The 24,233-nt window shown below is 38.2% G+C and carries 23 protein-coding genes; 17 read left to right on the top strand and 6 right to left on the bottom strand.

Annotated features, from left to right (window positions below):
• Nucleotides 1-35: 35 nt before the first annotated feature.
• The 3 genes from U5921_RS00630 to U5921_RS00620 all read right to left on the bottom strand — a co-directional run bounded on the left by U5921_RS00630 (nucleotide 36) and on the right by U5921_RS00620 (nucleotide 2,632).
• Complete coding sequence (locus tag U5921_RS00630) at nucleotides 36-410, bottom strand: metal-dependent transcriptional regulator (protein WP_324824610.1); 375 nt, start codon at nucleotides 408-410, stop codon at nucleotides 36-38.
• Between the two features lie 149 nt (nucleotides 411-559).
• Nucleotides 560-1,930, bottom strand: a complete 1,371-nt coding sequence (locus U5921_RS00625; protein WP_324824609.1) for an MATE family efflux transporter — start codon at nucleotides 1,928-1,930, stop codon at nucleotides 560-562.
• A gap of 75 nt (nucleotides 1,931-2,005) precedes the next feature.
• Entirely contained in the window at nucleotides 2,006-2,632 is a 627-nt protein-coding gene (locus tag U5921_RS00620; RefSeq protein ID WP_324824608.1) for a TetR/AcrR family transcriptional regulator, read from the bottom strand.
• 297 nt (nucleotides 2,633-2,929) lie between these two features.
• On the opposite strand from U5921_RS00620, the gene U5921_RS00615 reads away from it, so the two are divergent.
• From U5921_RS00615 to U5921_RS00600, 4 genes are all read left to right on the top strand, one after another.
• On the top strand, nucleotides 2,930-4,558 hold the full coding sequence (locus U5921_RS00615) for a diguanylate cyclase domain-containing protein (protein ID WP_324824607.1): 1,629 nt from the start codon (nucleotides 2,930-2,932) through the stop codon (nucleotides 4,556-4,558).
• A gap of 45 nt (nucleotides 4,559-4,603) precedes the next feature.
• Nucleotides 4,604-7,249, top strand: coding sequence for a translation factor GTPase family protein (locus tag U5921_RS00610; protein WP_324824606.1), 2,646 nt, complete (start codon nucleotides 4,604-4,606; stop codon nucleotides 7,247-7,249).
• An 87-nt stretch (nucleotides 7,250-7,336) separates the two neighbouring features.
• Nucleotides 7,337-7,546: a helix-turn-helix transcriptional regulator gene (locus U5921_RS00605; protein ID WP_324824605.1), complete on the top strand. Its 210-nt coding sequence runs from the start codon at nucleotides 7,337-7,339 to the stop codon at nucleotides 7,544-7,546.
• Nucleotides 7,543-8,007 (top strand): hypothetical protein, encoded by a 465-nt coding sequence (locus tag U5921_RS00600; RefSeq protein ID WP_324824604.1) that lies wholly within the window; start codon nucleotides 7,543-7,545, stop codon nucleotides 8,005-8,007. The genes U5921_RS00605 and U5921_RS00600 overlap by 4 nt, the downstream gene beginning before the upstream one ends.
• Before the next feature lie 36 nt (nucleotides 8,008-8,043).
• Here U5921_RS00600 and U5921_RS00595 read toward each other — a convergent pair whose 3' ends face one another.
• A complete protein-coding gene (locus U5921_RS00595) occupies nucleotides 8,044-8,199 on the bottom strand; it encodes a hypothetical protein (RefSeq protein WP_324824603.1) in 156 nt (51 codons plus the stop codon).
• A gap of 173 nt (nucleotides 8,200-8,372) precedes the next feature.
• On the opposite strand from U5921_RS00595, the gene U5921_RS00590 reads away from it, so the two are divergent.
• From U5921_RS00590 to U5921_RS00575, 4 genes are all read left to right on the top strand, one after another.
• Nucleotides 8,373-9,188, top strand: coding sequence for a DNA-3-methyladenine glycosylase family protein (locus U5921_RS00590; RefSeq protein ID WP_324824602.1), 816 nt, complete (start codon nucleotides 8,373-8,375; stop codon nucleotides 9,186-9,188).
• A gap of 89 nt (nucleotides 9,189-9,277) precedes the next feature.
• Nucleotides 9,278-9,619: a TfoX/Sxy family protein gene (locus tag U5921_RS00585; RefSeq protein ID WP_324824601.1), complete on the top strand. Its 342-nt coding sequence runs from the start codon at nucleotides 9,278-9,280 to the stop codon at nucleotides 9,617-9,619.
• A gap of 190 nt (nucleotides 9,620-9,809) precedes the next feature.
• Entirely contained in the window at nucleotides 9,810-10,397 is a 588-nt protein-coding gene (locus U5921_RS00580) for a DUF5714 domain-containing protein (RefSeq protein WP_324824600.1), read from the top strand.
• 15 nt (nucleotides 10,398-10,412) lie between these two features.
• Nucleotides 10,413-10,697 carry a lipoyl domain-containing protein gene (locus U5921_RS00575; RefSeq protein WP_324824599.1) on the top strand — a complete coding sequence of 95 codons (285 nt, stop codon included), beginning with the start codon at nucleotides 10,413-10,415 and terminating at the stop codon, nucleotides 10,695-10,697.
• Nucleotides 10,698-10,851: 154 nt separating this feature from the next.
• Here the strand turns inward: U5921_RS00575 and U5921_RS00570 are convergent, their stop codons facing one another.
• Nucleotides 10,852-11,304, bottom strand: a complete 453-nt coding sequence (locus U5921_RS00570; protein WP_324824598.1) for a cupin domain-containing protein — start codon at nucleotides 11,302-11,304, stop codon at nucleotides 10,852-10,854.
• A 31-nt stretch (nucleotides 11,305-11,335) separates the two neighbouring features.
• Between U5921_RS00570 and U5921_RS00565 the strand changes: the two genes are divergently transcribed.
• Complete coding sequence (locus tag U5921_RS00565) at nucleotides 11,336-11,689, top strand: LysE family transporter (protein ID WP_324824597.1); 354 nt, start codon at nucleotides 11,336-11,338, stop codon at nucleotides 11,687-11,689.
• 64 nt (nucleotides 11,690-11,753) lie between these two features.
• On the opposite strand, the gene gdhA is transcribed toward U5921_RS00565, so the two are convergent.
• Nucleotides 11,754-13,085, bottom strand: coding sequence for an NADP-specific glutamate dehydrogenase (gdhA, locus tag U5921_RS00560; protein WP_324824596.1), 1,332 nt, complete (start codon nucleotides 13,083-13,085; stop codon nucleotides 11,754-11,756).
• Between the two features lie 320 nt (nucleotides 13,086-13,405).
• On the opposite strand from gdhA, the gene U5921_RS00555 reads away from it, so the two are divergent.
• From U5921_RS00555 to U5921_RS00520, 8 genes are all read left to right on the top strand, one after another.
• Nucleotides 13,406-13,975 (top strand): class I SAM-dependent methyltransferase, encoded by a 570-nt coding sequence (locus U5921_RS00555; protein ID WP_324824595.1) that lies wholly within the window; start codon nucleotides 13,406-13,408, stop codon nucleotides 13,973-13,975.
• A 67-nt stretch (nucleotides 13,976-14,042) separates the two neighbouring features.
• Nucleotides 14,043-15,464, top strand: a complete 1,422-nt coding sequence (locus U5921_RS00550; RefSeq protein ID WP_324824594.1) for an MFS transporter — start codon at nucleotides 14,043-14,045, stop codon at nucleotides 15,462-15,464.
• 207 nt (nucleotides 15,465-15,671) lie between these two features.
• Nucleotides 15,672-16,439 carry an ABC transporter ATP-binding protein gene (locus tag U5921_RS00545; RefSeq protein ID WP_324826021.1) on the top strand — a complete coding sequence of 256 codons (768 nt, stop codon included), beginning with the start codon at nucleotides 15,672-15,674 and terminating at the stop codon, nucleotides 16,437-16,439.
• A complete protein-coding gene (locus tag U5921_RS00540; protein WP_324824593.1) occupies nucleotides 16,432-17,238 on the top strand; it encodes an ABC transporter permease in 807 nt (268 codons plus the stop codon). The genes U5921_RS00545 and U5921_RS00540 overlap by 8 nt, the downstream gene beginning before the upstream one ends.
• 75 nt (nucleotides 17,239-17,313) lie before the next feature.
• Nucleotides 17,314-18,318 carry an ABC transporter substrate-binding protein gene (locus tag U5921_RS00535; protein ID WP_324824592.1) on the top strand — a complete coding sequence of 335 codons (1,005 nt, stop codon included), beginning with the start codon at nucleotides 17,314-17,316 and terminating at the stop codon, nucleotides 18,316-18,318.
• 393 nt (nucleotides 18,319-18,711) lie between these two features.
• Nucleotides 18,712-20,496 (top strand): adenine deaminase, encoded by a 1,785-nt coding sequence (locus U5921_RS00530; protein ID WP_324824591.1) that lies wholly within the window; start codon nucleotides 18,712-18,714, stop codon nucleotides 20,494-20,496.
• A gap of 15 nt (nucleotides 20,497-20,511) precedes the next feature.
• Nucleotides 20,512-22,242, top strand: a complete 1,731-nt coding sequence (gene ade, locus U5921_RS00525) for an adenine deaminase (RefSeq protein ID WP_324824590.1) — start codon at nucleotides 20,512-20,514, stop codon at nucleotides 22,240-22,242.
• 39 nt (nucleotides 22,243-22,281) lie between these two features.
• Nucleotides 22,282-23,847 (top strand): xanthine/uracil/vitamin C permease, encoded by a 1,566-nt coding sequence (locus tag U5921_RS00520; protein WP_324824589.1) that lies wholly within the window; start codon nucleotides 22,282-22,284, stop codon nucleotides 23,845-23,847.
• Nucleotides 23,848-24,233: the final 386 nt, after the last annotated feature.

Below are 24,233 nucleotides of genomic sequence, written 5' to 3'. Positions count from 1 at the left end.
GTCCAAAACGGGTGGTATTAGTTAATTATGCGTTGTTATTTGTTTTGCTTCATATATTCCTGCATTGCTGAAATGGAGTTGCTGCTGATTACATGTTCTATGGCACAGGCGTCTTCTGTTGCGATGCCCGGATCTACATTCAATATATTGATTAGGAATTCTTGTATGACCTTATGCTTTTGTGCTGTAAATTCTGCTATTTTATAGCCCTTTGGAGTGAGAAATATCTCCCTGTATTTTTCATTGGTAATCAGTCCCTTTTCAGCGAGCGTCGACATCGCGCTGTTAGTACTGGCTTTCGTCACAGACATTCGTTCTGCAATATCCGATACGCGCGCTCCGGAACCTTGTTTGGATAGTTCATAAATGGCCTCAAGATAATTTTCCATTGTAAATGTAAGTTTTTCCATTTCTATTCCTCCGTATTTAAAGATTGGTGATTCTATACAATATGCAGTTTATATCAATCCGTAAGTAAGGATGATGCAGCAAAACCTGCAATCATACCTATAGTATAACCTGAAAAATAGGAAAAGAGAAAGGTTTTCGAAGTTTTTATTTAAGCAGATGCGGACAGCTTATGCTCCAGATGGCTCATTTTGTTAAACTCTTTAATAATTAGTATGGAGGAAAGCGCTAATACTCCAACATCTGTAAGTACCGGAGCTAAAAATACACCTGAAATTCCTAGCCCTCCGATTTTAGGAAGGACGAGGGCAAGCGGAATGAAAAATACGATTTGACGGAGTAAAGTCAGTGCTGCAGCAATTCCGCCTTTGCCTAGAGACTGGAAGAGCGTAATCGATAAAATCATAACGCCAAGCAGTATATAGGTGGAAAAGAACAAACGAAGGCTGCTGACGCCCAGCAAAACGGTATTTGTCTCTGTAATAAACATGGACAACATAGCTTTTGGAAAGGCCATGACAGGCAAATAAAAGAGCAGGGAAAAAACGAATGTCCCTAAAATAAATGTTTTTGTAAGCTTTTTAACACGAAGATATTCTTTTGCTCCGTAATTTGTGCCAGCAGCAGGTTGAAACCCTTGACTGATTCCCCAAAGAGGGATAAAAGCGAATGCTTGGATTCTTAGGCAGGCTCCTAAGATGATTTGCCATTCGTCACCGCCATAGCTTGCAGCAGTGTTGTACATAAGCGTCTGCTGAATCAGCTGCATGAGCTGCATAAGCATGGCTGAGACGCCTACGGAAAGTACTTCTGACATCAATCTTTTATCCAGACGAATTGCGTGGATACGCACATTTTTACTTTTCTTTAGAAAATACCAGATTGTGATAAATGCTTGTATTACTTGTGCGATAACGGTTGCATAAGCAGCACCGGAAACATTTTGTGTGAGATGAATCATAATAGGGTCTAATAAAAGATTTAGCATAGCGCCGATTCCCATAATCATCATAGAACGTTTCAAAAGGCCTTCTCCTCGCATAACCATATTTGCGGATTGTGCAAAGTTAACAAAGATGGAACCGATAAAAATAATGCGTAGATATTCGGTAGCGTTTTCAAGGATTTCACCCTGAGCACCGGAGATTAGTAAAATTTGACGAGTGAATATCATTCCTAATATGGTGACTAAAGTAGAGAGAATCAGCACACTCATAATGAGATTACCCATAATTTTATCAATTGTTTTTTGGTCTTTTTCACCAATGGCTCTGGATAATATAGAAGCAGACCCGACGCCCAGCAAGGTAGCAATTGCGTTATTTACCAATGTGAATGGGTAGGCAACCGTTACTGCACCCATTGCTTGTGGTGAAATCATTTGGCCGACAAAAACGGCGTCCATAAAATTATACAGACCAATTACAAGCATGCCGATGATGCCGGGAAGACTGAGTGAAACCATTAGATGAAATGGTTTTTCAGTGAGCAGTTTTGTTCTAGTATCTACTATTTGTTTCATAAATTTTCTCCTATTGTTAGAAAAGGCTAACTATTTGATATATTTTTAGGCGGCTTTTGAACCGCCTGTAAGAGTTTAAATGGAATCAGTTGCCCAGAAAATATCTTTCCATCCACAGCGGAAAAACCGCATCAGCTGATTGAAGTATATGGATGCATTCTCTTTACTCATGTCGTGAACAACAACCTCAAAAATACCTGACCAATAGGAGCTGCATAAAATGTGCAGGAGCTCTGGAGTGAGGCGTTTTGCCATAATAGCATCATTTCCAATGGATTCAATATACTTGATTGTGTATGTTACTTCAAGTTCAACAATCTCATGTATGAAGTCCGAGAATACAGTCCCTTCTGAATGACAGACGAGTAACTTGAAAGCAATGAAATCCTCGTAGATTATATTTAGAAGAGATTCTAGATGCTTATCTGTAAATTCCATCATTTTATCCCAGTCTACAGGGGACATTTGATCAAATGTATCAAGAGCTTCTTGAAATTTTTGTTTAAAGTTGTCTGCTGCTAATTTTACAATGGCATGAAATAAGCCTTCTTTATCCTTAAATCGGGTGTAGATGGAGCTCGTACTTGTATTTGCATTTTCTGCAATGACACGGAGAGAAGCATCTTTAAACCCTTTTTCCAAAAACTCTTCCTTTGCACAAAATAATAATTTATCCGTAACACCTTTTATTTGTTTTGCCATTTTTTCACTCTTTCTCATGATATATTTATAACGTTGTTATAAAACGATGTTATGAATATACCACGCTTTTTCAACTCTGTCAATAAGAGGTCGCCAATTTGAAAACGATTTGAATTTTGAATTAAGATACGTTTATTTTTCTCATTTTATTTTAACATTTTTTATAGACAAAAATAAATTGTTTCGATGGATAAAGCACCCATTCTTTTTTTATTTTTCCGGCTTGAGTTTTTTAATAAACAGATAGAGGCAAATTGTTGTTGGATATCGGTATTTATAGAAAAGTTGTCTTGGAGCATGTATAATATAAAGAATAATAAACTGTTAGCCATCGTTTTTACCTTATTAAAAATTATAGAAATACAAACCGCACAAGACTGGAAGAGAACGGAGGGATGTGTTATAAAGCGCAGATATACGTTGCTATCAATCGCAATTGTCAGTGTCTTATGTTTTATATGTATTATTTTTTACTTGTTTTCTATAAACAGAATCGGTGATATATACATCAGTACGACAAATGAAATGATTTATTCTACTAAAAAAGATTTTTTAAAAAACACCGTTGACAATTTAATCTCTGAAATTGATCTAAAAAGAAAAAGAAAAACCGAACTGTTTGAAAAAGTTGTGAATCAAACATATGAGATGATGCAACTTAAAATATATCTAACTGACAGCGAGTTTAATGAATTCGTGACCAATTTTTTTCAGAACCATCCAGATTATGGTTTTATGACGATCCTTGTATGGAACCATACTGGAAATTATGCAGTATATGATTCGAAAAATTCTGCCAAAAATTCATGGGAAGATACCTTGCGGAGCGTTTCTGATGATCTGTGTGCCTATCGAACGCTCTCAAGTGAACATGAAACGATCCTTTTGGGAGTCAGCAAGGAGTATATGGATAGTCTTGTTAAAGAAGAAATTGCCGATATCATTCGAAATGCAAAGTTTGATGGCGGTTCGTATATATGGGTAAATGAGATTATTAATTATGAAGGCGGAACCAATTATGCAATTCGAAGGGTGCATCCGAATCTACTGAAGACAGAGGGGATGTATCTCTCTACAAATATACGGGATATAAAAGGCAATTTACCATATTTGGAAGAGCTTGAAGGAGTTAAAAAAGATGGGGAGCTGTTTATTACTTATTACTTTAAAGAAATGGACAGTGCGATAATTTCTGAAAAATTGGCGTATGCAAAATTATATAAAGATTATAATTGGATTATTGCTATGGGCGTCTATTTAGATGATTTACAAGCTGTTATTGATCATACCAATGAAGAGAGCAAGGCACTTGCTTCAAAGATTACGAGGATACTGCTTTTATTGTTTATGATTATCCTGATTCTTAGCTACGCATTGATTGTTTTGGTTGAAAAACTCTACTATCGTCATTCAAAAAAAATGATGGAATATGAAATGAACCAAGATACTCTTACAAAAGCCGAAAATAGAAGAGGCGGTAAAGCGGAATTAACAAATGCTTTAATGCAGTATCGTCAAGATGGTGCTTATTTTGGTATTGTTATGCTGGATATAGATTTATTTAAAAATATAAACGATAATTATGGACATGACGCAGGTGATTTTGTTTTGATTGAAATAGTTAAAAACATAAAATGCATGATCGGGGAGTCGGACCATATTATACGATGGGGTGGAGATGAATTTATTTTAATTTTAAAGGATTTGAAAGAGGCGCAGCTGATTGCTCTATGTGAACGGATACTGTTATCAATTGCTGATTTAAAAATACAAATTCAAAATAAACAGGTCGTAGTTACGTTATCTATGGGCATCTCTTTTTTCAGAGAAGATGATTTGGACTTCATTGAAGCACTGGAGCGTGCAGATAAGGCGCTTTATATGTCAAAAACGAACGGGCGCAATCAGATTAGTGTGGTAAAGTAAGTGGACTTTTCAGTTGGTATTAAGAAGAATAAAGGATTAGAGTAAATGGATAAAAAATTAGTAATCGGAATATTAGCGCATGTAGATGCAGGAAAGACGACATTGTCAGAGAGTATGCTTTATCTCAGCGGGAAAATAAGAAAACCGGGACGAGTCGATAACGGCAGTGCGTATTTAGACACATATGATATAGAAAAAGCAAGAGGGATTACTATATTTTCTAAACAAGCCTTGTTTCAAATGAATGATCTAAAAGTTACGCTGCTGGATACTCCAGGCCATATAGATTTTTCAGCTGAAATGGAAAGAACGCTTCAAGTGCTGGATTATGCTGTATTACTGATAAACGGAGCCGATGGCATTCAAGGACACACTAAGACTTTATGGCATCTGTTGAAACGGTATCAAATCCCTATATTTTTGTTTGTCAATAAAATGGACAGGGAAGGCATCGATAAAGAGGAACTCATAGAAGAAATTAGAAAACAGTTAGATGAAAGATGCCTAGAGTTTGGAATCCCATCATCAAATCACTTTTATGAAGAATTGGCTCTGTGTGAGGAAGGACTGATGGAAAGCTATTTGAGGTTCGGAACAATTGAAATGATGCAGATAAGACAAGCAGTGAAGAACAGAAAAGTATTTCCTTGTTATTTTGGCTCTGCCTTAAAATTAAAAGGTGTGGAAACCTTTATGAAAGGCATCTCCGATTATGCGATTGCGCCAAAGTACTCAAATGAGTTTGGAGCTAAGGTTTTTAAAATATCTAGAGATGAACAGGGAGTACGCCTCACACATATGAAAATTACAGGTGGAAACCTTCAAGTAAAAGACCGATTGGTCAATCCTATGTGGGAAGAAAAGGTGAATCAAATCCGCATTTATTCGGGAGAAAGATTTGAGACCGTCAGTGAGATTGAAGCGGGTTCGATCTGTGCAGTAGCAGGACTGAATCAGGCACAAGCGGGAGATGGTCTAGGATTTGAAGCAGCAGCAAACGCACCGTTGCTGGAGGCCGTGCTTTCTTATCAGATGATACTTCCAAAGGAGTGTAATCCACAGGTTATTCTTCCGAAACTGCGTCAACTGGAAGAGGAGGAACCGACACTGCATATTGCTTGGAATGAGGCGTTACAAGAAATTCAGGTGCAGATAATGGGAGAGGTACAGATTGAAATTTTGCGGAATATCATTCAAGACCGCTTTGATGTTAAAGTGGATTTTGGAGAAGGGAAAATTGTATATAAGGAAACCATTGCGGATGTTATAGAAGGTGTTGGCCATTTTGAGCCGCTAAGGCATTATGCAGAGGTTCACCTATTATTAGAGCCGGCAGCACGAGGCAGTGGTTTACAGTTTTTTACAAAATGCAGTGAAGAAATTCTTGCAGGGAATTGGCAGAGACTTATTTTAACTCATTTAAAAGAAAAAGTGCATAAAGGGGTATTGACAGGCTCACCGATTACAGATATGAAGATAACCTTAGTATCGGGAAAAGCGCATAGTAAACACACAGAGGGAGGCGATTTTAGAGAAGCTACTTACCGTGCGGTCCGCCAAGGGTTAAAAGAAGCAAAATCCCTTTTACTGGAGCCTTTTTACAGTTTTCAGCTGGAGTTGCCTGAAAGAATGATAGGAAGAGCAATGTCAGACATTGAGAAGATGAAAGGAACGAGTGAAATTCTGCGTACAGAAAACGGAGTAACCGTTCTTACCGGCAGTGCACCTGTTTCTCTTATGCAAAATTATCAAAAAGAGGTCACGGCTTATACAAGGGGTCTCGGAAGACTGTTTTGCAGACTAAAGAGCTATGATCTATGTCAGAATGAAGCGGAGGTAAAGGAGAGGATGGATTATGATTCTGAGCGTGATCTTGAAAATCCAACCGGTTCTGTATTTTGTGCAAATGGTACGGGATTTTTGGTTCAATGGGATGAAGTAAAAAAATATATGCACGTAGAAAGATTCCTTTCAGAGAAAGCAGATGTATTGAAACAAGAGCGTTCACAAATGCAGTTTGAGCAGAAGAAGGGAATTAGCTTAGAAGAGATTAAGCATATCATGCAAAAAACTTTTTATGCCAATCAAGGGAAAAAATCGGCATGGAAACGAGAACGGGAAAAGATCACTCGTGCTGAGTTTGAAGAAACGATTGGATTGATCGGCAGGAAGGAAACAGACGAAGAATACCTCTTGGTAGATGGATATAATATCATTTATGCATGGCCTGAACTGAAAGAAATTGCAGAGAAAAATATGGACGGCGCAAGAATAGAACTTTTAGATGTGTTGAGCAATTATCAGGCAATGCAGCAATGTAAAATTATAGTTGTGTTTGATGCATACCGTGTCCAGGGGCATAGGGAAGAGATGATAGATTACCATAATATCCGTATGGTATATACAAGAGAAGCACAGCCAGCCGATCAGTATATTGAAAAATTTGCTTTTGATAACAAAGGGAAATATAAAATTACAGTGGCAACATCAGATGGTTTGCAGCAAATGATCGTAAGGGGAGCAGGCAGCCTTCTTTTATCTGCAAGAGAGCTAAAACTGGAGATTGAAGCAGTAAATGAGAGAATGAGACAGGAATATAAAAAATTAAATGAGACTTCCGGAAATCGTCTGCTGGATTCCTTATCTTCAGAAATGAAAGAACAGATAAAAGGAGTTTTAGATGAAGAATAGGGAAGTTTAAAATTAAATAAAAAAACAAAAGTATAGTTGACTTTACATGTAAAGTCAACTATACTTTTTTGTGGGAGAGGTGATATTTTGGAAACTTTAAAAAACCGAGTAAAAGAACTGCGCGGTGAAACAGGTCTTACACAGGGAGCGCTGGCACAGCTTGTGGGAGTAACCAGACAAACCATTATTTCATTGGAAAAAGGGAGTTATGTTCCGTCGTTACTTCTTGCTATGCGCTTATCTGAAGAACTGAATACCCCGATTGAAAATATTTTTTTTAAGGAGAATGTAGAATGAAGAGAGTTATATTTGAGTGCATTGGAAATAGTATTTTATTTGTCTTGGCAGGGATGATGCTGATACATCCGTTTTCAGAATTCCAGAATACGGATGAAAAATTTTATTTTGCAACGGGAATTTTTCCGGTTATTTTTGTCTTGTATTTGATTGCGTTTGGATTGGTACGCTTGGTTGTTTATAAAAAAAGCAAGAAGTCCTTTAAAGATTCTGAGCTATCATTTTCGGACGAGAGAGAAAAAATAATTGTAGCAGAATCAACAAAGCTGGCATATCAGGTTATCATTACAAGCTTACTGGTGATTATGGCTGTTTTAGCAGGTATCAGATTCTTCTCATTGACGATCCTGAAAAATATGGAGATTGATCTCTATTCTGTAAGTATTGCTTTAATTACCGTCACTTTGGTTTTTGCAATGCTTGCCTATGGGATCAAATGGTGTGTAGAATATAGAAAGTAGAAAATCCGGGCTGCCTTCCTTCCTTTTGTTCTACAGTTAAGAATAAGTTGCATGCTGTTTTTTATAAGTATCATTATCTTTCATACGTAATTCAGCTTCTATTTGCGACAATTGAGCTTCTAAGTTCTTCTTCTCTCCGATGTCTTGAACACTTTTTAAGGCCTGTTCAATTTGCTTTTTTTCTTCCTTCATTTGTTTGATTTCTTTTTCGACTTTGTCCGTATTTCTAATTTATTTATTGAAAATTAGAAAAAAGAGGAAGATAAGCAGGATAATTTCAATTCATAAAAAAGTAAGGTATAATAGAGAAAATGTGTTTTTACCATTGTGAGCTGAAACAGAAAGACAATTAAATGGAGAAAAAGATGATAAAGAGAACAAGTTGTAATTTTTCGATTGAACAGATCTGTGAGTCAGGTCAATGCTTTCGAATGACAAGAATAGAAGAGAATAAATATGCGGTTGTTGCACAGGGAAAATATTTAGAATTGGAGCAAAAGGAAGAAGAGATTATTTTCCATTGCAGTGAAGACGAATACACGCACGTTTGGGAGCGGTATTTTGACTTCAATACGGATTATAAACAATTTATTGAATCCGTTACAAATAAAGATGAATATTTATATCGCGCGGTCCAATTTGGAAAAGGAATTCGAATTTTAGAACAGGACATTTGGGAGATTATTATTTCTTTTATTATTTCACAGCAGAACAATATTAAGAGGATTCGAAAGTGCATCGAAACCTTGTGTGAAACGTACGGAGAAAAAAAGTATACAGCTGAAGGTAAACTGTATTATGATTTTCCGACGGTTTCGGCTTTGGCAAATGCAACGGAAGAAGAATTACGTGCCTGCAATTTGGGATATCGAAGCAAATATATTGTAAACACGGCGAATAGCATAAAAAGGAACGAAGTTGATTTGGAATCGCTGAAATGCATGAGTTATAGAGCGGCGAGGGAGACGCTGATGCGGTTATCTGGAATAGGAGAGAAGGTAGCGGATTGTATCTGCCTGTTTTCACTGCATCATTTAGATACCTTTCCGGTTGATACGCATATTCGCAAAGTATTAGAGCAGTACTATCCAAAGGGATTCCCATATGATACATATATGGGATATAATGGTATCATACAGCAATACATATTCTATTATGATTTGAAAGGCGGAGATCGATAAGAGGTAATTTAGAACAGGCTGTGAAATGGATCATTTAGAACAAAATAGATGGATACATGGAAGAAGATACGAAGAAAAAGGGGTGAAAAATGATGGCTAGCAGTTTGGAGTTTATTGAGTATGTTGTCGGCCAAGTTGAAGGAAGCGGTTTGCTGCGTTATAGAAAGATGTTTGGAGAGTATATGGTTTATGTGGATGATAAGCCAGTTTTGCTCGTATGTGATAATATGGTTTTTGTAAAAAAGCTGGACTGCATTGCAGAAAAGATGAAGCAGTCTCAAAGCGGGTTTCCTTATCAAGGAGCAAAGGAGTATTATATCTTGGATATTGATAATTCTGCGTTTAGCAGAGAAATCGTGGAAACGATGCTGCCTTTTGTTTCCGTTCCGAAGCCGAGAAAAAGAAAAGAACCTAAAAAGGCTGAGAAGTAAAAAGCATTCCATAAAGGCAGAAAATAAAGAAATATTTAAAAGGGACTCGGGAAGCATCACTAGACATTGTGATGCTTTTTTATCGTTTACATTTCTTTTCAAAACTGTTAGAATACATATTAGATATAATCTAATAGTTGATACGGTCTAAATATAAGAAAATCAGGGAAGTCATGAGAGGAGAGCAGTTATGGAATTTACATCATATGACAGTGTCATAAAATGCATTACTGAAGAATGTCTTACAAATTATCGAGAAAAAGACGTGATTCATCCGATGGACTTAGCGATACACTTGATGAAATGCCCTCAAATGAAAATGCATTGTCCCCAGCATCATTATCTAATTCCTGCGGTTCTGCTGACAGCTTCTTATAAATTGCAGGGAAGACCTGTCGAAATGCTGCAGGATGGATTGATGGAAGCAATGCTTCGGGCAAAAAATGTATTGGCGGGATTCTGCGGTCTCTACGGAAGCTGTGGTGCAGCTGTAGGACTTGGCATTTTTTCAAGCATCCTGTTGGATGCAACGCCTCATTCTGTAGAAACTTGGGCAATTACCAATCGGATTGTTGCAGAGAGTCTGTTAAAAATTTCAGAAATTAATGGGCCTCGATGCTGCAAGAGAAATTCATTTATTGCATTGCTGCATGCAGAGGAATTTTTAAGAGAGCAATTGGGGCTTGATTTAGGAGTGAGTGAACCAATTTGCTGTGAATTTTATTCGCAAAATCAAGACTGTAAGAAAACGGAATGCCCGTTTTTTCCCATCCATTGAGAAGAAGGTGTGATTATGAAAATCGAGATCATTGTTTCCGAGCATATTATGAAAAAAGTGAGTCCATATGCCTGCGAATGTCAGCGTACGAAAATAAGTATGGAAGAAAAAACCGGAATTGTTTTTTGGAGAAAGAAATCAGGTGATATAGTAGAAATCGGGGATCTCCTTTGTGAAATAGAATTAGAAAAAAATATAGGAGAAGTTAAGTCTGCATGCGCAGGCCGCTTAGCGGAACAGTATATTGAAGACGGCGGTGAATGTACTTTGGGCAGCGTATTGGGGATATTGGAAACATGAGAAATTGTTTAGAAGTTCCATCGAATATAGAATTTATATTCGATGGAACCTTTTTTTATTGAAATGTTTAACATAGTCTCATTGCCTCATTCCTTTTAATTGATAATCAATTTCGGATGTCTAATTCATAATTTATTTTATATTTGATGCGAAATCATGAATTTGGATAATAGATGACCATATGGACTTGGCAGGTACTTGTTCCGGAGTTTCTATAACTGTGAGGAGTGTCTGCTTTAAAGCGTATGGAATTCCCCTCTTTGAGTATATATTGTTTTTCTTTTCGTTCAATAGTCAATTCACCGCTGTAAACAGTTATGAATTCTTGCGTACCTTTTAAATGAGGTTCGGTTGTCAAATCTGCATCTGCATCAAATGAAAGAGAGTAGATTTCAAAACGCCTTAAATCATCAAATGGAAATATCGTAAAGATTCGGACACGTCCTTCAGCTTCCGTAAGCACAGGAACTTGATTGAATGCAATAAGCTGTACATCGTTGTTTGTCGGATTGATGAACTGTGTAAAGGAGACTTTCATTCCGTTGGCAATTTTCCACATAGTGGATGCCGTTGGATTTACTTCGCAGCGTTCTATCTGCCCCAGCATACTTTTGCTGACTCCTGAGATGCACGCTGTCATGATTTGGATTGGCTCGGGATATCTCATATGGCTGGCTTGGCAGATGTTAAAATATGAAGTGGTGATAGAAGAGATGGAAGTGAGAAAAAACTTGTTTTTACATGGATTGTTTCTGCAATTTCTTAACCCAAACACAATATTGTATGAGATAACTGTTTTTTCAACATTTATAGTGCCTTTCTATAAATCATTTTCCGTACTCGTACTGCTTTGCTTTTCTAGGAACGACTTGCTGGTCTTTGTTTGGATACTTATTTCAACCATTTATTTAACAGTATGGGAAGGTTTTGAATCGGATTCTATCTGCTTTGCTGCTTTATTGTGCCATTTGTTTAATGGTATGATTTCATAAAATATCGTCGGGCAAAAATAAGACGAATACATCTTATCTGCCCTCCTTTTTATTTTATGCATGATTAGAACAATCCTTGCGCGAGCATGGCGTCAGCTACCTTTATAAAGCCTGCAATGTTGGCTCCCGCTACATAATTTCCTGGCAGACCATACTCTTCTGCTGCATTGGAAACCTTTTCAAAGATATCTTTCATAATTTGATTCAATTTTCGATCGGTTTTTTCAAAACTCCAAGAATATCGGATGCTGTTTTGTGCCATTTCTAAAGCAGAAACAGCCACACCTCCTGCATTAGAGGCTTTTCCCGGAGAGAATAGGACTTTATTGCTCTGGAAATAATGAACTGCATCTAGATTGCAGGGCATATTTGCTCCTTCGGAGACGGCAATGACACCGTTTTTGACCAATTCTTTCGCATCCGAAAGCAGCAGCTCATTTTGCGTGGCACAAGGAAGTGCAATATCACAAGGGGTATTCCAGATTCCCGTTCCTTCGTGGTAGACAGCATTCGGACGATACGCTTTATAATCTGCAATACGTCTTTGTGTCACTTCTTTCAGCTCTTTTATCACCTCTAATTCGATTCCGTCCGGATCGTAAATCCATCCAGAAGAATCACTCATCGTTACTACCTTACCACCCATCTCCTGTGCTTTTTGGCAGGCATAAATTGCGACGTTGCCGGAGCCGGAAATGACAAAAGTTTTGCCTTCAATTGATTTTCCACTTGCTTTTAACATAGCATCTAAAAAATATAAAACACCATAACCCGTGGACTCTTTTCGCACGAGAGAGCCTCCGTAAGATAGATTTTTCCCTGTTAAGACACCGGTATGCTGATTGCATAAACGTTTGTATTGACCGAAAAGATAACCGATTTCTCGACTTCCTACCCCGATGTCACCTGCCGGGACGTCGGTATTTGCACCAATGTGGCGGTATAGTTCTGTCATGAAGCTTTGGCAGAAATTCATAATCTCACGCTCAGATTTTCCTTTTGGATCGAAATCAGAACCGCCTTTTCCACCGCCAATGGGAAGTCCCGTTAAAGAATTTTTAAAAATCTGTTCAAAGCCTAGAAATTTGACAATGCTGAAATTAACCGTTGGATGAAAACGCAGACCTCCCTTATAGGGACCGATTGCATGATTAAATTGTACTCGATAACCGCGGTTAATTCTAATATTACCTTTATCATCCGTCCATGTAACACGGAATTTAATTTGACGGTCCGGTTCGATCAGCCGCTCTAAGATTGCGGATTCGCGATATTTCGAATGTTTTTGTATAACAGGTTCCAGTGATTGAAGAACCTCTGTGGCTGCTTGAATGAACTCAGGTTCGTTTGCATTGCTTTGTATTAAATTGTTTTGTTGCTCTTCCATGTAAGTCATAATCTCTCTCCTTGCTGTAAATTGTATTTGCTCTAAATTTGTCTGTGATACCGAATTAATTTAATACTTTAGCATAAGAAAACAAGAAATACAATAAATATTTTGGTTTTTAAACAAAAAAAGAAAATAAAAAGTAAATATTATATATAATAACAGATATTACAAAATATATTCCTGAATTCTTTTGAATTGAATTTTGAAAATCCCATCAATTTTAAAATTTTACTTATTTGATGAAAAGGATGACTGGTATAGGAGAGGTGTTGTATATTATTGTAATAGAGAAATCCGTATAAAAAAGAATGGAGAAGGAATGCTTTATGGAGTTTTTATTTAAAAATGCAGTTGAAATTGCAAAAAAAATTTGTTTGATGAAAGTAGAGGAAGGGGATATCATTGTCGATGCAACTATGGGAAATGGAAACGACACAGCTTTTTTATGCAGTTTGGTCGGAGAAACCGGAAAAGTATATGCATTTGATGTACAAGAAACAGCATTAAATAATACAAGAAAATGTCTATTGGAGGCACAGTATCAGCAAAGAGCCCAGCTGATTTTAGACGGACATGAGAATATGGATCGATATGTGACAGCAAAAGTGAAGTTGATATTGTTTAATTTGGGCTACCTGCCGAAAGGAAACCATGCAATTACAACAAAGAAAGAAACGACACTTAAAGCCGTGGAAAAGAGTTTGGATGCACTGGAAGAGAGCGGTGTCCTTTTATTGGTTCTCTATCCAGGACATTTGAGTGGAAGAGAAGAGAAAGAAGCATTGGAGTACTTTACTTCAAATTTGAACCAAAAAAGATATACGGTAACGAAGCATTCTTTTTTAAATCAAATAAACAATCCGCCGGAATTGATCTGTATTGAAAAGAATAGATAAAATCATTCTTTGCTTTCCAAAAGGATAAGATAAGTACTATAAATCATACTATATAAATAGGGGAGTGATGAATACGTTGCAAGAACAGAATCGAGCGGAGAAAAAAAAATTAAATAAATGGTGGATTTATGCAATTACAGGCATGGCTAATTTTAGCGTTTGCTTTGCGATTAACAGCTTAAATCTAGCCCTTCCAATATTGATGAAAGAATTTGGAGTTACGCAAGGGGAAATCAGCTGGCTTGCTCTTATATATACGTTTGTCCCATGCTGCTTATTATTAATCTGCGGAAAAGCAGCAGACCTTTACGGATATAAGAGACAATACCAGTTTGGTTTTTGCTTTTTCGCAGCAGCGTCAGCACTGGCTCCTCTTTTATCAAGAAATCTTCTTATACTCATTCTCTTTCGAGCATTGCAAGGATTTGGGTATTGTCTCCTTATCTCAATTACGCAGGCGACAGTCACGAGAAATTTTGATGAAGCAGAACGTGGAAAAGCTCTGGGTATTAATTCTGTATTTGTATCGGTGGGATTGGCATCCGGTCCTTCCATCGGCGGATTTTTATTGACACATTTTTCTTGGCATTCTATTTTTTATTTTCCAATTCCATTCTGTTTATTTGGATTGATTGCAACGAATGTTGTTATGCCGAAAGACAGCAAGAAGGAAGGTGAGACAAAACTGGACCTTTTGGGGGGGTTTTTCTTTGCGATCTTTATTGGAACATTAGCAGTCGCACTCAATTTTAGTGATGATTGGGGGATGAACTCTACATTGTTTTTGCTGTGTATTTTTGTATCAGTCTCTTCACTTTTTTTCTTTGTATATAGAGAGAAGGCAGTGCATGAGCCAATGCTTCCGCTAGATTTATTTAAAAATAAGACCTTTGCTTTTGCGAATGCTGTCTGCGGATTGTCTTACATGACCCAGCAGCTCACAACCTATCTGTTTCCTTTTTTTCTGATTCATATTTTAATGCTTCGTGCAGACAAAGCGGGATTCATCATGCTAGCATTTCCTTTATCCATGATGCTTTCTTCGCCGCTGGGAGGGACGCTTTCGGATCGGTTCGGTACGAAAAGACCCGCAGTCTTTGGACTCTTGCTGATTGCATTAAATTGTATATTGGTTGGATTTTTTAATTTGGATTCAAATTTATATTTTGTAACGTTTACTTTGCTTCTGGTAGGAATGGGGAACGGGTTGAGCGTATCAGCTGTTAATTCTGCAATTCTCGGTTCAGCGCCGAAAAAATATTTAGGAGTTGCTTCAGGAACACTTGCAACGATGCGGACGATTGGTAATACTTTTGGTACAGCGATTGGAAGTGTCATGCTGGTAAGCAGACAAACTTACTATGCCATTCGATTTGGAGACAGTGAGAGCTACTTATTAGCACAAAGAGATACTTTTCTGATTGGATTCGCCCTTGTTCTAATGGCGATCGTCTTTATACTGCGGATACCAGAGCGTACAAAGCGATAAGCTTATTAGCTGCATGAGTAGGCATAAAGAAAAATTTAATTAAAATCTGAGATGATACTGAATTTAAGACAATTCAATTGTAATAAAATAATGGAAATAAATGGGAAGATACACCTTTGATAGTGTATCTTTTTGCTTTCACAGTTTCAGTAGAAAACGCATAAAATAGAGGGTGATAAGCTTAAAAAATAAACAATGAGGTGAAATATTTTGGCAGTTCTAAACGTGCATAAAATAGAGCAGAAATATCAGGCAGTAAATGGAGAAATTACTGCTTTAAAAGAAATAAATTTTAGTGTTGAAAAGGGAGAGTTCATCAGTATTGTTGGACCCAGCGGCTGTGGAAAATCCACGCTGCTTTCTATTATTGCGGGATTGATTAAACCGACATCGGGAGAAATTCACGTAAATGGTGAAAGAATCGAAGGAATATCCGATCACATCGGTTACATGCTGCAAAAAGATAATTTGTTAGAGTGGAGAACTATCTACAAGAATGTAATTCTTGGATTAGAAATAAGAAAGAATCTGACACCGGAAAATTTGGAACGAGTCGTTCAATTATTGAAAACGTATGAGCTGTACGAATTTAAGGATAAGTATCCATCGCAGTTATCCGGCGGGATGCGTCAGAGAGTTGCATTGATTCGGACATTAGCAATTAATCCAGATATTTTATTATTGGATGAAGCTTTTTCTGCGTTAGATTATCAAACAAGATTAACCGTAACAAATGATGTGTATCAGATATTAAAACAAGAGCAGGTAACAACTTTAATGGTCACACATGATATTCCTGAAGGAATCAGCATGGGAGATAAAGTGGTCATTCTCAGTTCTAGACCGGCTGTTGTGAAGGAAATCATACCGATTCAATTTGAGACTGAGAATAGAACCCCGTTAAGTTGCAGGAAGAGTCCGAAATTTAGCGGATATTTTGATTATATATGGAAGGAGTTAGCCTCCGATGAATGAACAAGAAGTATCAGAAGAAAGAGTCATTTATTTAATAAAAGCGAAACGTAGGAAACAATTGATTTTTTTTTGGCAAATAGGAATTTTGCTTTGTTTTACAGCAATGTGGGAGATTTCGGCGGCACTGGGATGGATCGACAGCTTTATATTGAGCCAGCCCTCACGTATTTGGAATACCTGCATTAATATGGCGCAGAACGGTTTGATGATGCATATTGGAGTGACCGTTTATGAAACGCTGATCGGATTTACACTGGGAGTTATTACGGGAACTGTTTTAGCAATTATTTTGTGGTGGAGTAGCTTTATTTCAAAAGTAAGTGAACCATATCTAGTTGTTCTGAATAGTTTGCCAAAAATTGCTTTAGGCCCGGTTATTATTATCATAGTAGGAGCCGGAACGGAAGCAATTATTTTTATGGCACTTGCTATATCTTTGATTGTTACTGTACTGGAGATGTTAAATGGATTTCAAAATACGGATAAAGAGTATGTAAAGATGGCTGCAACATTTGGAGCAACCAGGTTTCAAATTTTTAAAAAAATTGTTTTTCCGTATAACATTAAAACCCTGTTTAATTCATTAAAAATTAATATTGGGTTATCTTTGGTCGGTGTGATTGCCGGTGAATTTTTGGTTTCAAAAGCAGGATTAGGGTACTTAATTGTCTATGGCGGTCAAGTATTTCAATTAGATTTAGTTATGGCAAGTGTAATTATTCTAGCAGCTGTTGCAGCACTTATGTATGAAGCAGTTGTATTGATGCAAAGGTTGGTGATGCGATGGTGCAGCCATTGAATCTAATGGTGTAGTTCGATGAAAGAATATCGTTTTTCATTTGTTTAATTAAATATAATATAAGGAGTTGGTAAAATGAAAAAATATGTTAAAGGATTCAGTATTATGCTCTGTTTTCTTTTGATTGTCTCTTTAATGACAGGCTGCGGTACAAAATCGCAGGGCAAAGAAAAAGTGAGTGTATGTGAAGTAACGCACTCTATTTTCTATGCACCGCAATACGCTGCGATGAATTTAGGATTTTTTGACGAAGAAGGAATTGAAATCGAGCTTACAAATGGGCAGGGGGCAGATAAGGTTATGGCAGCAGTCCTTTCGGATAATGTAGACATCGGATTTTCCGGTCCGGAAGCCGCTATTTACGTTTATAACGAAGGTAAGGCAGATTATGCAGAGGTTTTTGCACAGTTGACGAAACGGGATGGCTCTTTTCTTGTAGGTCGTGAAGAGGATACGGATTTTTCATGGGATAAGATTCGTGGGAAAAAAGTACTGCCGGGACGAAAAGGTGGAGTTCCTTACATGACATTAGAATATGTGATTCGTCAAAATGGTTTAGACCCGTATAAGGATACGACCCTTGACAACAGCATACAGTTTGCGTTAATGGCAGGGGCATTTACAAGCGGAACCGGTGATTATGTTACTTTGTTTGAACCGACAGCATCCATGCTAGAGAAAGAGGAGAAAGGATACATAGTATCCTCGATTGGAGAAGAAAGCGGTGAAATTCCATACACCTCTTACTTTGCAAAGCAGAGCTTTATAAAAGAAAATAGTGAGTTAATTGAACGCTTTACCAGAGCGGTTTACAAAGGGCAGCAATGGGTGGCAACACATGATGCAGAAGAGATCGCAGAAGTAGTCGCTTCCTCTTTTCCAGACACAGAAACAGATTTGCTAACTACGGTAATACAAAGATATAAGGATATTGACGTTTGGAACAGCGATCCGGTTTTAAAAGAAGAATCATTTGAATTGCTACAGGAAGTAATGACACAGGCAGGCGAATTAAAGAAAAAAGCCCCATATGATAAGGTGGTTAACAATGTATTTGCTGAACAGGTCACGGCCAATTGACCGTAGCATATAGCTGCAAGAAAAAATTACCTATATAAAAATAAGGAAATAAGAATGCCGAGGTTTTCAAGAAAAGAAAATGGAGGCATTCTTTTTTAATTCACGCTCGATTCATGCAAAGCACCCTTGATAAAAAAACGAACGTTATTTGATTAAAATAAGAGAATGATACGTGTTTAAGTGCAAAATGTCCATTTAATTAAAAATAAATGAGAAAGGATTAGCTAAAATTATATATTTTTCATAGGATATGTGGTACTCTATTTCCATAAATATTATATTTAATATTTTCCAATCCAATATAAAATTCGACAAGATACAAGCTGCAGGACGGGAAACCTGGTTCGCCAGCAATGGTCGGGGTATCTAAAATTATTTATTGGAGGTTTTTTCATGCAAAAAAACAAAAACAACTTAAAACAGCTTATTCGTGCGGGAAGAGGAATTATTCCGGCAGACACAGTCGTACTTCATGGAAATTTGATCAATGTAATGTCATCCGAAATTTATCCGGCTGATATTGCAATTTATGGAGATACGATCGTTGCAATTGGTGATGTGAGCGATTACATCGGGCCGAATACGAAAACAATCGACGCAGAGGGTAAATATTTGGCACCTGGTTTGATTGATGGGCACATTCACAGTGAATGCAGTAAACTCAGTATAACGAGCTTTGCTAAAGCTGTGGTACCGAGGGGAACGACCAGCATGATTTCCGGCTTGGACGAATACATTTCGGTGTCCGGTTTGGAAGGGTTAAAGGAAATTTTTGAAGAGATAAAGGCAAGTCCTCTTAAGGTATTTTGGGGAGCGCCATATAAAACACCTTATACGTTTCCACAGTCAACCGTTGCCTTTAACTTTAATCAAGAAGTGCATTCCATAGTGCAAAAATGGCCGGAATGTTTCGGTGTTTGGGAAACTGTAAGGGAATATGTTCAGGAAGAAGATGAAGATACACTTGGTGCAATTGAAGAAGCATTTAAAAACCGCCTCCCTGTCTTTGGCTGTGCACCAATGGCAAGAGGTAAGGAGTTAAATGGCTATCTTTGTGCAGGTGTGCGTTTAGATCATGAAAGCTACGATCATGAAGAAGTTGTTGAAAAAATGAGAAATGGTATGCACATGTTGATTCGTGAATCTTCTGTGACTCATTTTTTAAAGGAAAATGTTAGAGCAATTACGGAAGTAAATCCTGCGTTTGCACGTCGTGTAAGCTTTTGCACGGACGATGTGACCGCTTCGGATGTTTTAGAAAAAGGGCATTTGGATCATGTGGTTCGTTTGGCAATTGCTGAGGGAATTGAACCAATGACGGCGATTCAAATGGCGACAATCAATAGTGCAGAGGCATATCGCATCGATCACCTGATTGGTTCCATCTCTCCGGGAAAAATTGCGGATATTCTGCTGGTTGACAGCCCTGAGACATTCCATGTGGATGCGGTCATTACAAATGGAAGACTGGTAGCCCAAAATGGTTCATTGAACTATGATTTAAAGGCACCAGAAAGAAGCAGTATATTAAGTAGTGCATTAAAGTGTACACGCACTTCAAAGGCAGATTTTGAATATAAGGTGTCAATTCAAGAAGGACAGGCAAAGGTATTATCAATGGATGTAAAAGGACCTTTCGTACGTAAGCGGAGAGATGTAACCTTAGCAGTAAAAGATTCTGTTGTGATGCCTGATGTAGAACAGGACGTCCTTATGGTTTCTGTTTTAGAACGATTTGGGAGGAATGGAAATAAATCTTTGGCATTTTGTTCCGGATGGAGTTTGAAAAAGGGTGCAATGGCTTCCTCAGCCGCACCGGATGATAATAATATTATTGTTATGGGAGCAAATGCTTCTGATATGTCAATTGCAGTCAATCATTTAATCGAAAACGGAGGCGGACAGGTGGTTGTTGCAGATGGAGAAGTCATGGAATTCCTTCCTTTACCTGTAGGTGGGATTGCCAGCGATTTAGAACCAAAAGAAATAGCATATCGGGAGACTCTCCTTACTAAAGCGGCAAATCAATTAGGCTGTAATCTACCGGAGCCACTGATGTACATGTTCTTTTTACCGATTACGGCAATACCGGACTATGCGATTACAGATGTAGGACCTGTAGATTGCATTGCACTTACAACCTTTGATCCAATTTTAGAACTGAGAGCGTCGAGATAAAAAGGGGATTGCAAAATGGAAAAAGAACAATTAAAAAAATTAATTGATGTTGCGGCAGGGCGTGTTCCTGCGGATATGGTAATCAAAAACTGCAAGGTTGTTGATGTATATAACGGTGAGTTGATTGAAGGTGATATTGCATTATGCGAAGAGTGGATCGCAGGAATTGGGACATATGACGGCATTCAGGAAATCGATGCAAAAGGGCAGTTTGCCGCGCCGGGATTTATCGACAGCCATATTCATGTGGAATCTTCTTACGTTAGTCCGGAGGAATTAGGCAGACTTGTAGTACCTCACGGGACGACTACAATCATAGCTGATCCCCATGAAATCGTGAATGTACGGGGTCTGGATGGCTTAAATTATATGATTCATGCATCGGAAGGCGTTGCACTAGACATCAAATGGATGCTTCCATCTTGTGTACCGGCTACTCCTTGGGAGCATTCGGGAGCTGTTATTAATGCTGCGGATATGGAAGCGCCTATGCAGAATGATACGATCCTTGGATTAGGAGAATTCATGGATTTTCCTGGAGTGATTCATGCAAATGAGGCCGTTTTAGATAAGCTTCTAGTTGCAAAAAAACAAAGAAAGCCAATTGATGGACATAGCCCGGGAGTAAGTGGGCTGGAATTAAACGCATATGCGGCAGCCCGTATTCATACCGATCACGAGTGTGCCACAGCGGATGAACTGCGCGATCGAATTTCCAGAGGCATGTATGTTTTACTCCGTCAAGGGTCGGCATGCCATAACCTGAAAGCACTGCTGAAAGGCGTTACGCCATTGAATAGCAGACGTTGTTTGTTGTGTGCGGATGATTGCCAGCCAAAAACGATTTTAAGTTTGGGTCATTTAGATAACCATTTACGTATCTGTGTGCAGGAAGGAATTGATGCAGTTTCGGCAATCCGAATGGCAAGTTTGAATGCAGCTGAATGCTTCGGACTGGATGATAGAGGTGCGATTGCACCGGGACTGCGTGCGGACATCGTACTTATGGATGACCTTCAAGATTTTAAAGTTCGTAAAGTTTTGATTGCAGGAAAAGAAGTGGCAGCTGACGGAACGTATTGTCAGCCGATTGAGCGCTATGATATATCTGCAACAAAAGGAAGCTTCCATGTCAAGGGATTTTCTAAGGACAAGTTTGGTTTAAAAATTCATTCTGACAAAGCTCATGCGATTAAAATTTTGCCGGGCGGTGTCGTAACCGAAAAAGATATAGTGGAAATTAAACGGGATGCGAAAGGCGAGTTTTTATACGACGCATCGGAAGATGTCGTTAAGGTCGCTGTAGTGGAACGTCATCAAAATACAGGGAATGTGGCGGTTGCTCTCTTAAAAGGATACGGCATCAAAGAAGGAGCCGTTGCGCTTTCTGTGGCTCATGATTCCCATAACATTATCGTTGTCGGAGTAGATGATGAAGAAATGGCATATGCCGTAGAGCAATTAATCAAGCAGGACGGCGGTATTGTGCTGACAAAAAATCAAGAAGTGCTGGAACAAATGCCTATGCCGATTGCAGGTTTGATGAGCGATCAGAGCGGTGAATGGGTCGATGCGAAATTAACTCATATTCATGCGGCAGCACATGAAATTCTTAAAGTTAACGATGATGTCGAACCAATAATGACTCTGTGTTTTATGTCTTTGGCAGTGATTCCGGAATTAAAATTAACGGATATGGGTCTGTTTGACGTGACAAAATTTGATTTTATAAAAATAGAAGCTTAGGTATTAGGATATTTTAAAATACATCAAGGAGAGTGACTTATGTTGAAATCGGAAATACATCTGCCGTTGTTTAACCGAGGAGATATCGGTGGGTTAACGTATGTACTTACAAACAATATTGTAAATTATATTATAATAATCGCAACTCTGTCCGGCGTACTTGGATGGCCGGATGAACTGGTTTACGGGAGAGTCATACCGGGTATGTCCGTGGGACTTTTGGCAGGCGGATTATACTATGCGTACATGGCGTATAAATTGGGGAAAAAAGAAGGTCGAAGTGATGTGACTGCCTTGCCGTCTGGTGTGTCGACACCAGCTATGTTTGTCATTTTATATGGAGTTATCATGCCGTTACATTATTCCTTAAATGATCCGGAGCTTGCGTGGTCTGCGGCGGTCGCAGCTTGCTTTATTGGAGGTATGGTTGAATTTCTCGGTGGGTTGATCGGGCCGTGGTTAAAAAAGAGGATTCCACGTGCAGCACTTTTAGGTACAGTAGCCGGGATCGGATTTATCTGGATGGCAACGCAGGGAGTTTTTGATTTATTTGGTGATCCTGTCGTTGGACTTCCAATCTTACTTGTAGGGATGATTGGTGTATTCGGAGGCTATTTGTTTCCTAAGAAAATCCCTCCGTTTGTTGTGGCAATTGTAGGTGGAATTATTTATGCCTTGCTGATTGGACGTACACATGTCGATTTTTCAGGTATCGGATTTTTTATACCAAATCCGGCTAATTCCATCGAGGCGCTTGTAAATGGATTTGCGATTGTTCTTCCTTACCTCACAATTATCATACCGATTGAAATTTATAATTTTATTGAGACAATGGATAACGTAGAAGCGGCAAATGCTGCCGGCGACAACTATAGTATCAGAGAAGCACAATTTACGGATGGAGTTTGTACTATGATTTCGGCACTATTCGGCGGGGTTGTACCAAATACCGTTTGGCTGGGTCATGCCGGACTTAAAAAATCAGGAGCAAGCATTGGTTTTTCGTGGCTTGGAGGGATCTTGCTTGCGTGTGCAGGAATCTTCGGTCTCTTTACAACCTTTAGCGCACTGGTTCCGCCTGCAATTGCTGCAATTACATATTTGTGGTGTTCCATAATCATGCTCTCTCAAGCGTTTAGAGCGTGTGATGCGAAACATTATGCGGGAATCGGAATTGCGATGGTGCCACCGATCGCGGATTTTCTGTTTACACAGGTAACCGGAGCAGTAGGGCTTGCAGATATATGGACAGAGACATTACCGTCTGGGTTAGTCGGATACGGAAGTGAAGTAACCAAGAGCTTAACGGAATCAGGTGTTATGTGGAACGGAGTATCAGCAGTGAAATCGGGAGCGATCATCATTGGCATCATCTTAGGAACTTTGACAGTGTTTATTATTGACAGGCGTTTAGATAAAGCGGGAGTTACCGCATTGGCAGGAGCTGCATTATCATTTTTCGGATTCATACACAGTGCATCGCTGGGAATCTTCCCAAAATCTCCGTTCATGATAGGTTATGTCATTATGGCTGTCTTATGCTTTGTCCTTCATTCAGGACGTAATAAGTGGTTTGATGCGCCGGATGATTTTGATTACGTATAAGTAAAGACTGTAAAAGGATTGCATAGAAATATGCAATCTTTTTTTTATTGAAATATTACCTTCTGGGGCACAAAAAGTGAAACGGAAATTAATTTAATTTTCTAAAAAAACTAAAAATTTATGAACTATTTTGGGTTCTAATTTCGACAAAATTGAACCACTTTTGAATCAAATCAAGGGAGCAATAAATTTTTAATTATATAGTTGTTCTTTGTTAAAATACATTTTTTTTGGAATACTAATATTTTATAAATAAAAGTTATTGTTTTTTAATAAAAAAATAGAAAAATAATCGGTTTGGAAATAATGGCATGATATTTGCTTAATATAAAACAGCGAACAAAGAAAGTTTTTGCAGTTAAACAGTTACGAGTTACAGTAATATA

The sequence above is a fragment of the Sinanaerobacter sp. ZZT-01 genome (assembly GCF_035621135.1).
Taxonomy (GTDB): Bacteria; Bacillota; Clostridia; order Peptostreptococcales; family Anaerovoracaceae; genus IOR16.
The sequence above is the reverse complement of the archived record's forward strand: the minus strand, read 5'-3'. Positions and strand labels throughout refer to the sequence as shown.

What these genes read in the sequence shown, in the direction of transcription:
- U5921_RS00630 (WP_324824610.1), bottom strand. Translation starts at nt 410, where the DNA reads ATGGAAAAACTTACATTTACAATGGAAAATTATCTTGAGGCCATTTAT.
- U5921_RS00625 (WP_324824609.1), bottom strand. Translation starts at nt 1,930, where the DNA reads ATGAAACAAATAGTAGATACTAGAACAAAACTGCTCACTGAAAAACCA.
- U5921_RS00620 (WP_324824608.1), bottom strand. Translation starts at nt 2,632, where the DNA reads ATGGCAAAACAAATAAAAGGTGTTACGGATAAATTATTATTTTGTGCA.
- U5921_RS00615 (WP_324824607.1), top strand. Translation starts at nt 2,930, where the DNA reads ATGTATAATATAAAGAATAATAAACTGTTAGCCATCGTTTTTACCTTA.
- U5921_RS00610 (WP_324824606.1), top strand. Translation starts at nt 4,604, where the DNA reads ATGGATAAAAAATTAGTAATCGGAATATTAGCGCATGTAGATGCAGGA.
- U5921_RS00600 (WP_324824604.1), top strand. Translation starts at nt 7,543, where the DNA reads ATGAAGAGAGTTATATTTGAGTGCATTGGAAATAGTATTTTATTTGTC.
- U5921_RS00595 (WP_324824603.1), bottom strand. Translation starts at nt 8,199, where the DNA reads ATGAAGGAAGAAAAAAAGCAAATTGAACAGGCCTTAAAAAGTGTTCAA.
- U5921_RS00590 (WP_324824602.1), top strand. Translation starts at nt 8,373, where the DNA reads ATGATAAAGAGAACAAGTTGTAATTTTTCGATTGAACAGATCTGTGAG.
- U5921_RS00585 (WP_324824601.1), top strand. Translation starts at nt 9,278, where the DNA reads ATGATGGCTAGCAGTTTGGAGTTTATTGAGTATGTTGTCGGCCAAGTT.
- U5921_RS00580 (WP_324824600.1), top strand. Translation starts at nt 9,810, where the DNA reads ATGGAATTTACATCATATGACAGTGTCATAAAATGCATTACTGAAGAA.
- U5921_RS00575 (WP_324824599.1), top strand. Translation starts at nt 10,413, where the DNA reads ATGAAAATCGAGATCATTGTTTCCGAGCATATTATGAAAAAAGTGAGT.
- U5921_RS00570 (WP_324824598.1), bottom strand. Translation starts at nt 11,304, where the DNA reads ATGCTGGGGCAGATAGAACGCTGCGAAGTAAATCCAACGGCATCCACT.
- U5921_RS00565 (WP_324824597.1), top strand. Translation starts at nt 11,336, where the DNA reads ATGATTTGGATTGGCTCGGGATATCTCATATGGCTGGCTTGGCAGATG.
- gdhA (WP_324824596.1), bottom strand. Translation starts at nt 13,085, where the DNA reads ATGACTTACATGGAAGAGCAACAAAACAATTTAATACAAAGCAATGCA.
- U5921_RS00555 (WP_324824595.1), top strand. Translation starts at nt 13,406, where the DNA reads ATGGAGTTTTTATTTAAAAATGCAGTTGAAATTGCAAAAAAAATTTGT.
- U5921_RS00550 (WP_324824594.1), top strand. Translation starts at nt 14,043, where the DNA reads ATGAATACGTTGCAAGAACAGAATCGAGCGGAGAAAAAAAAATTAAAT.
- U5921_RS00540 (WP_324824593.1), top strand. Translation starts at nt 16,432, where the DNA reads ATGAATGAACAAGAAGTATCAGAAGAAAGAGTCATTTATTTAATAAAA.
- U5921_RS00535 (WP_324824592.1), top strand. Translation starts at nt 17,314, where the DNA reads ATGAAAAAATATGTTAAAGGATTCAGTATTATGCTCTGTTTTCTTTTG.
- U5921_RS00530 (WP_324824591.1), top strand. Translation starts at nt 18,712, where the DNA reads ATGCAAAAAAACAAAAACAACTTAAAACAGCTTATTCGTGCGGGAAGA.
- ade (WP_324824590.1), top strand. Translation starts at nt 20,512, where the DNA reads ATGGAAAAAGAACAATTAAAAAAATTAATTGATGTTGCGGCAGGGCGT.
- U5921_RS00520 (WP_324824589.1), top strand. Translation starts at nt 22,282, where the DNA reads ATGTTGAAATCGGAAATACATCTGCCGTTGTTTAACCGAGGAGATATC.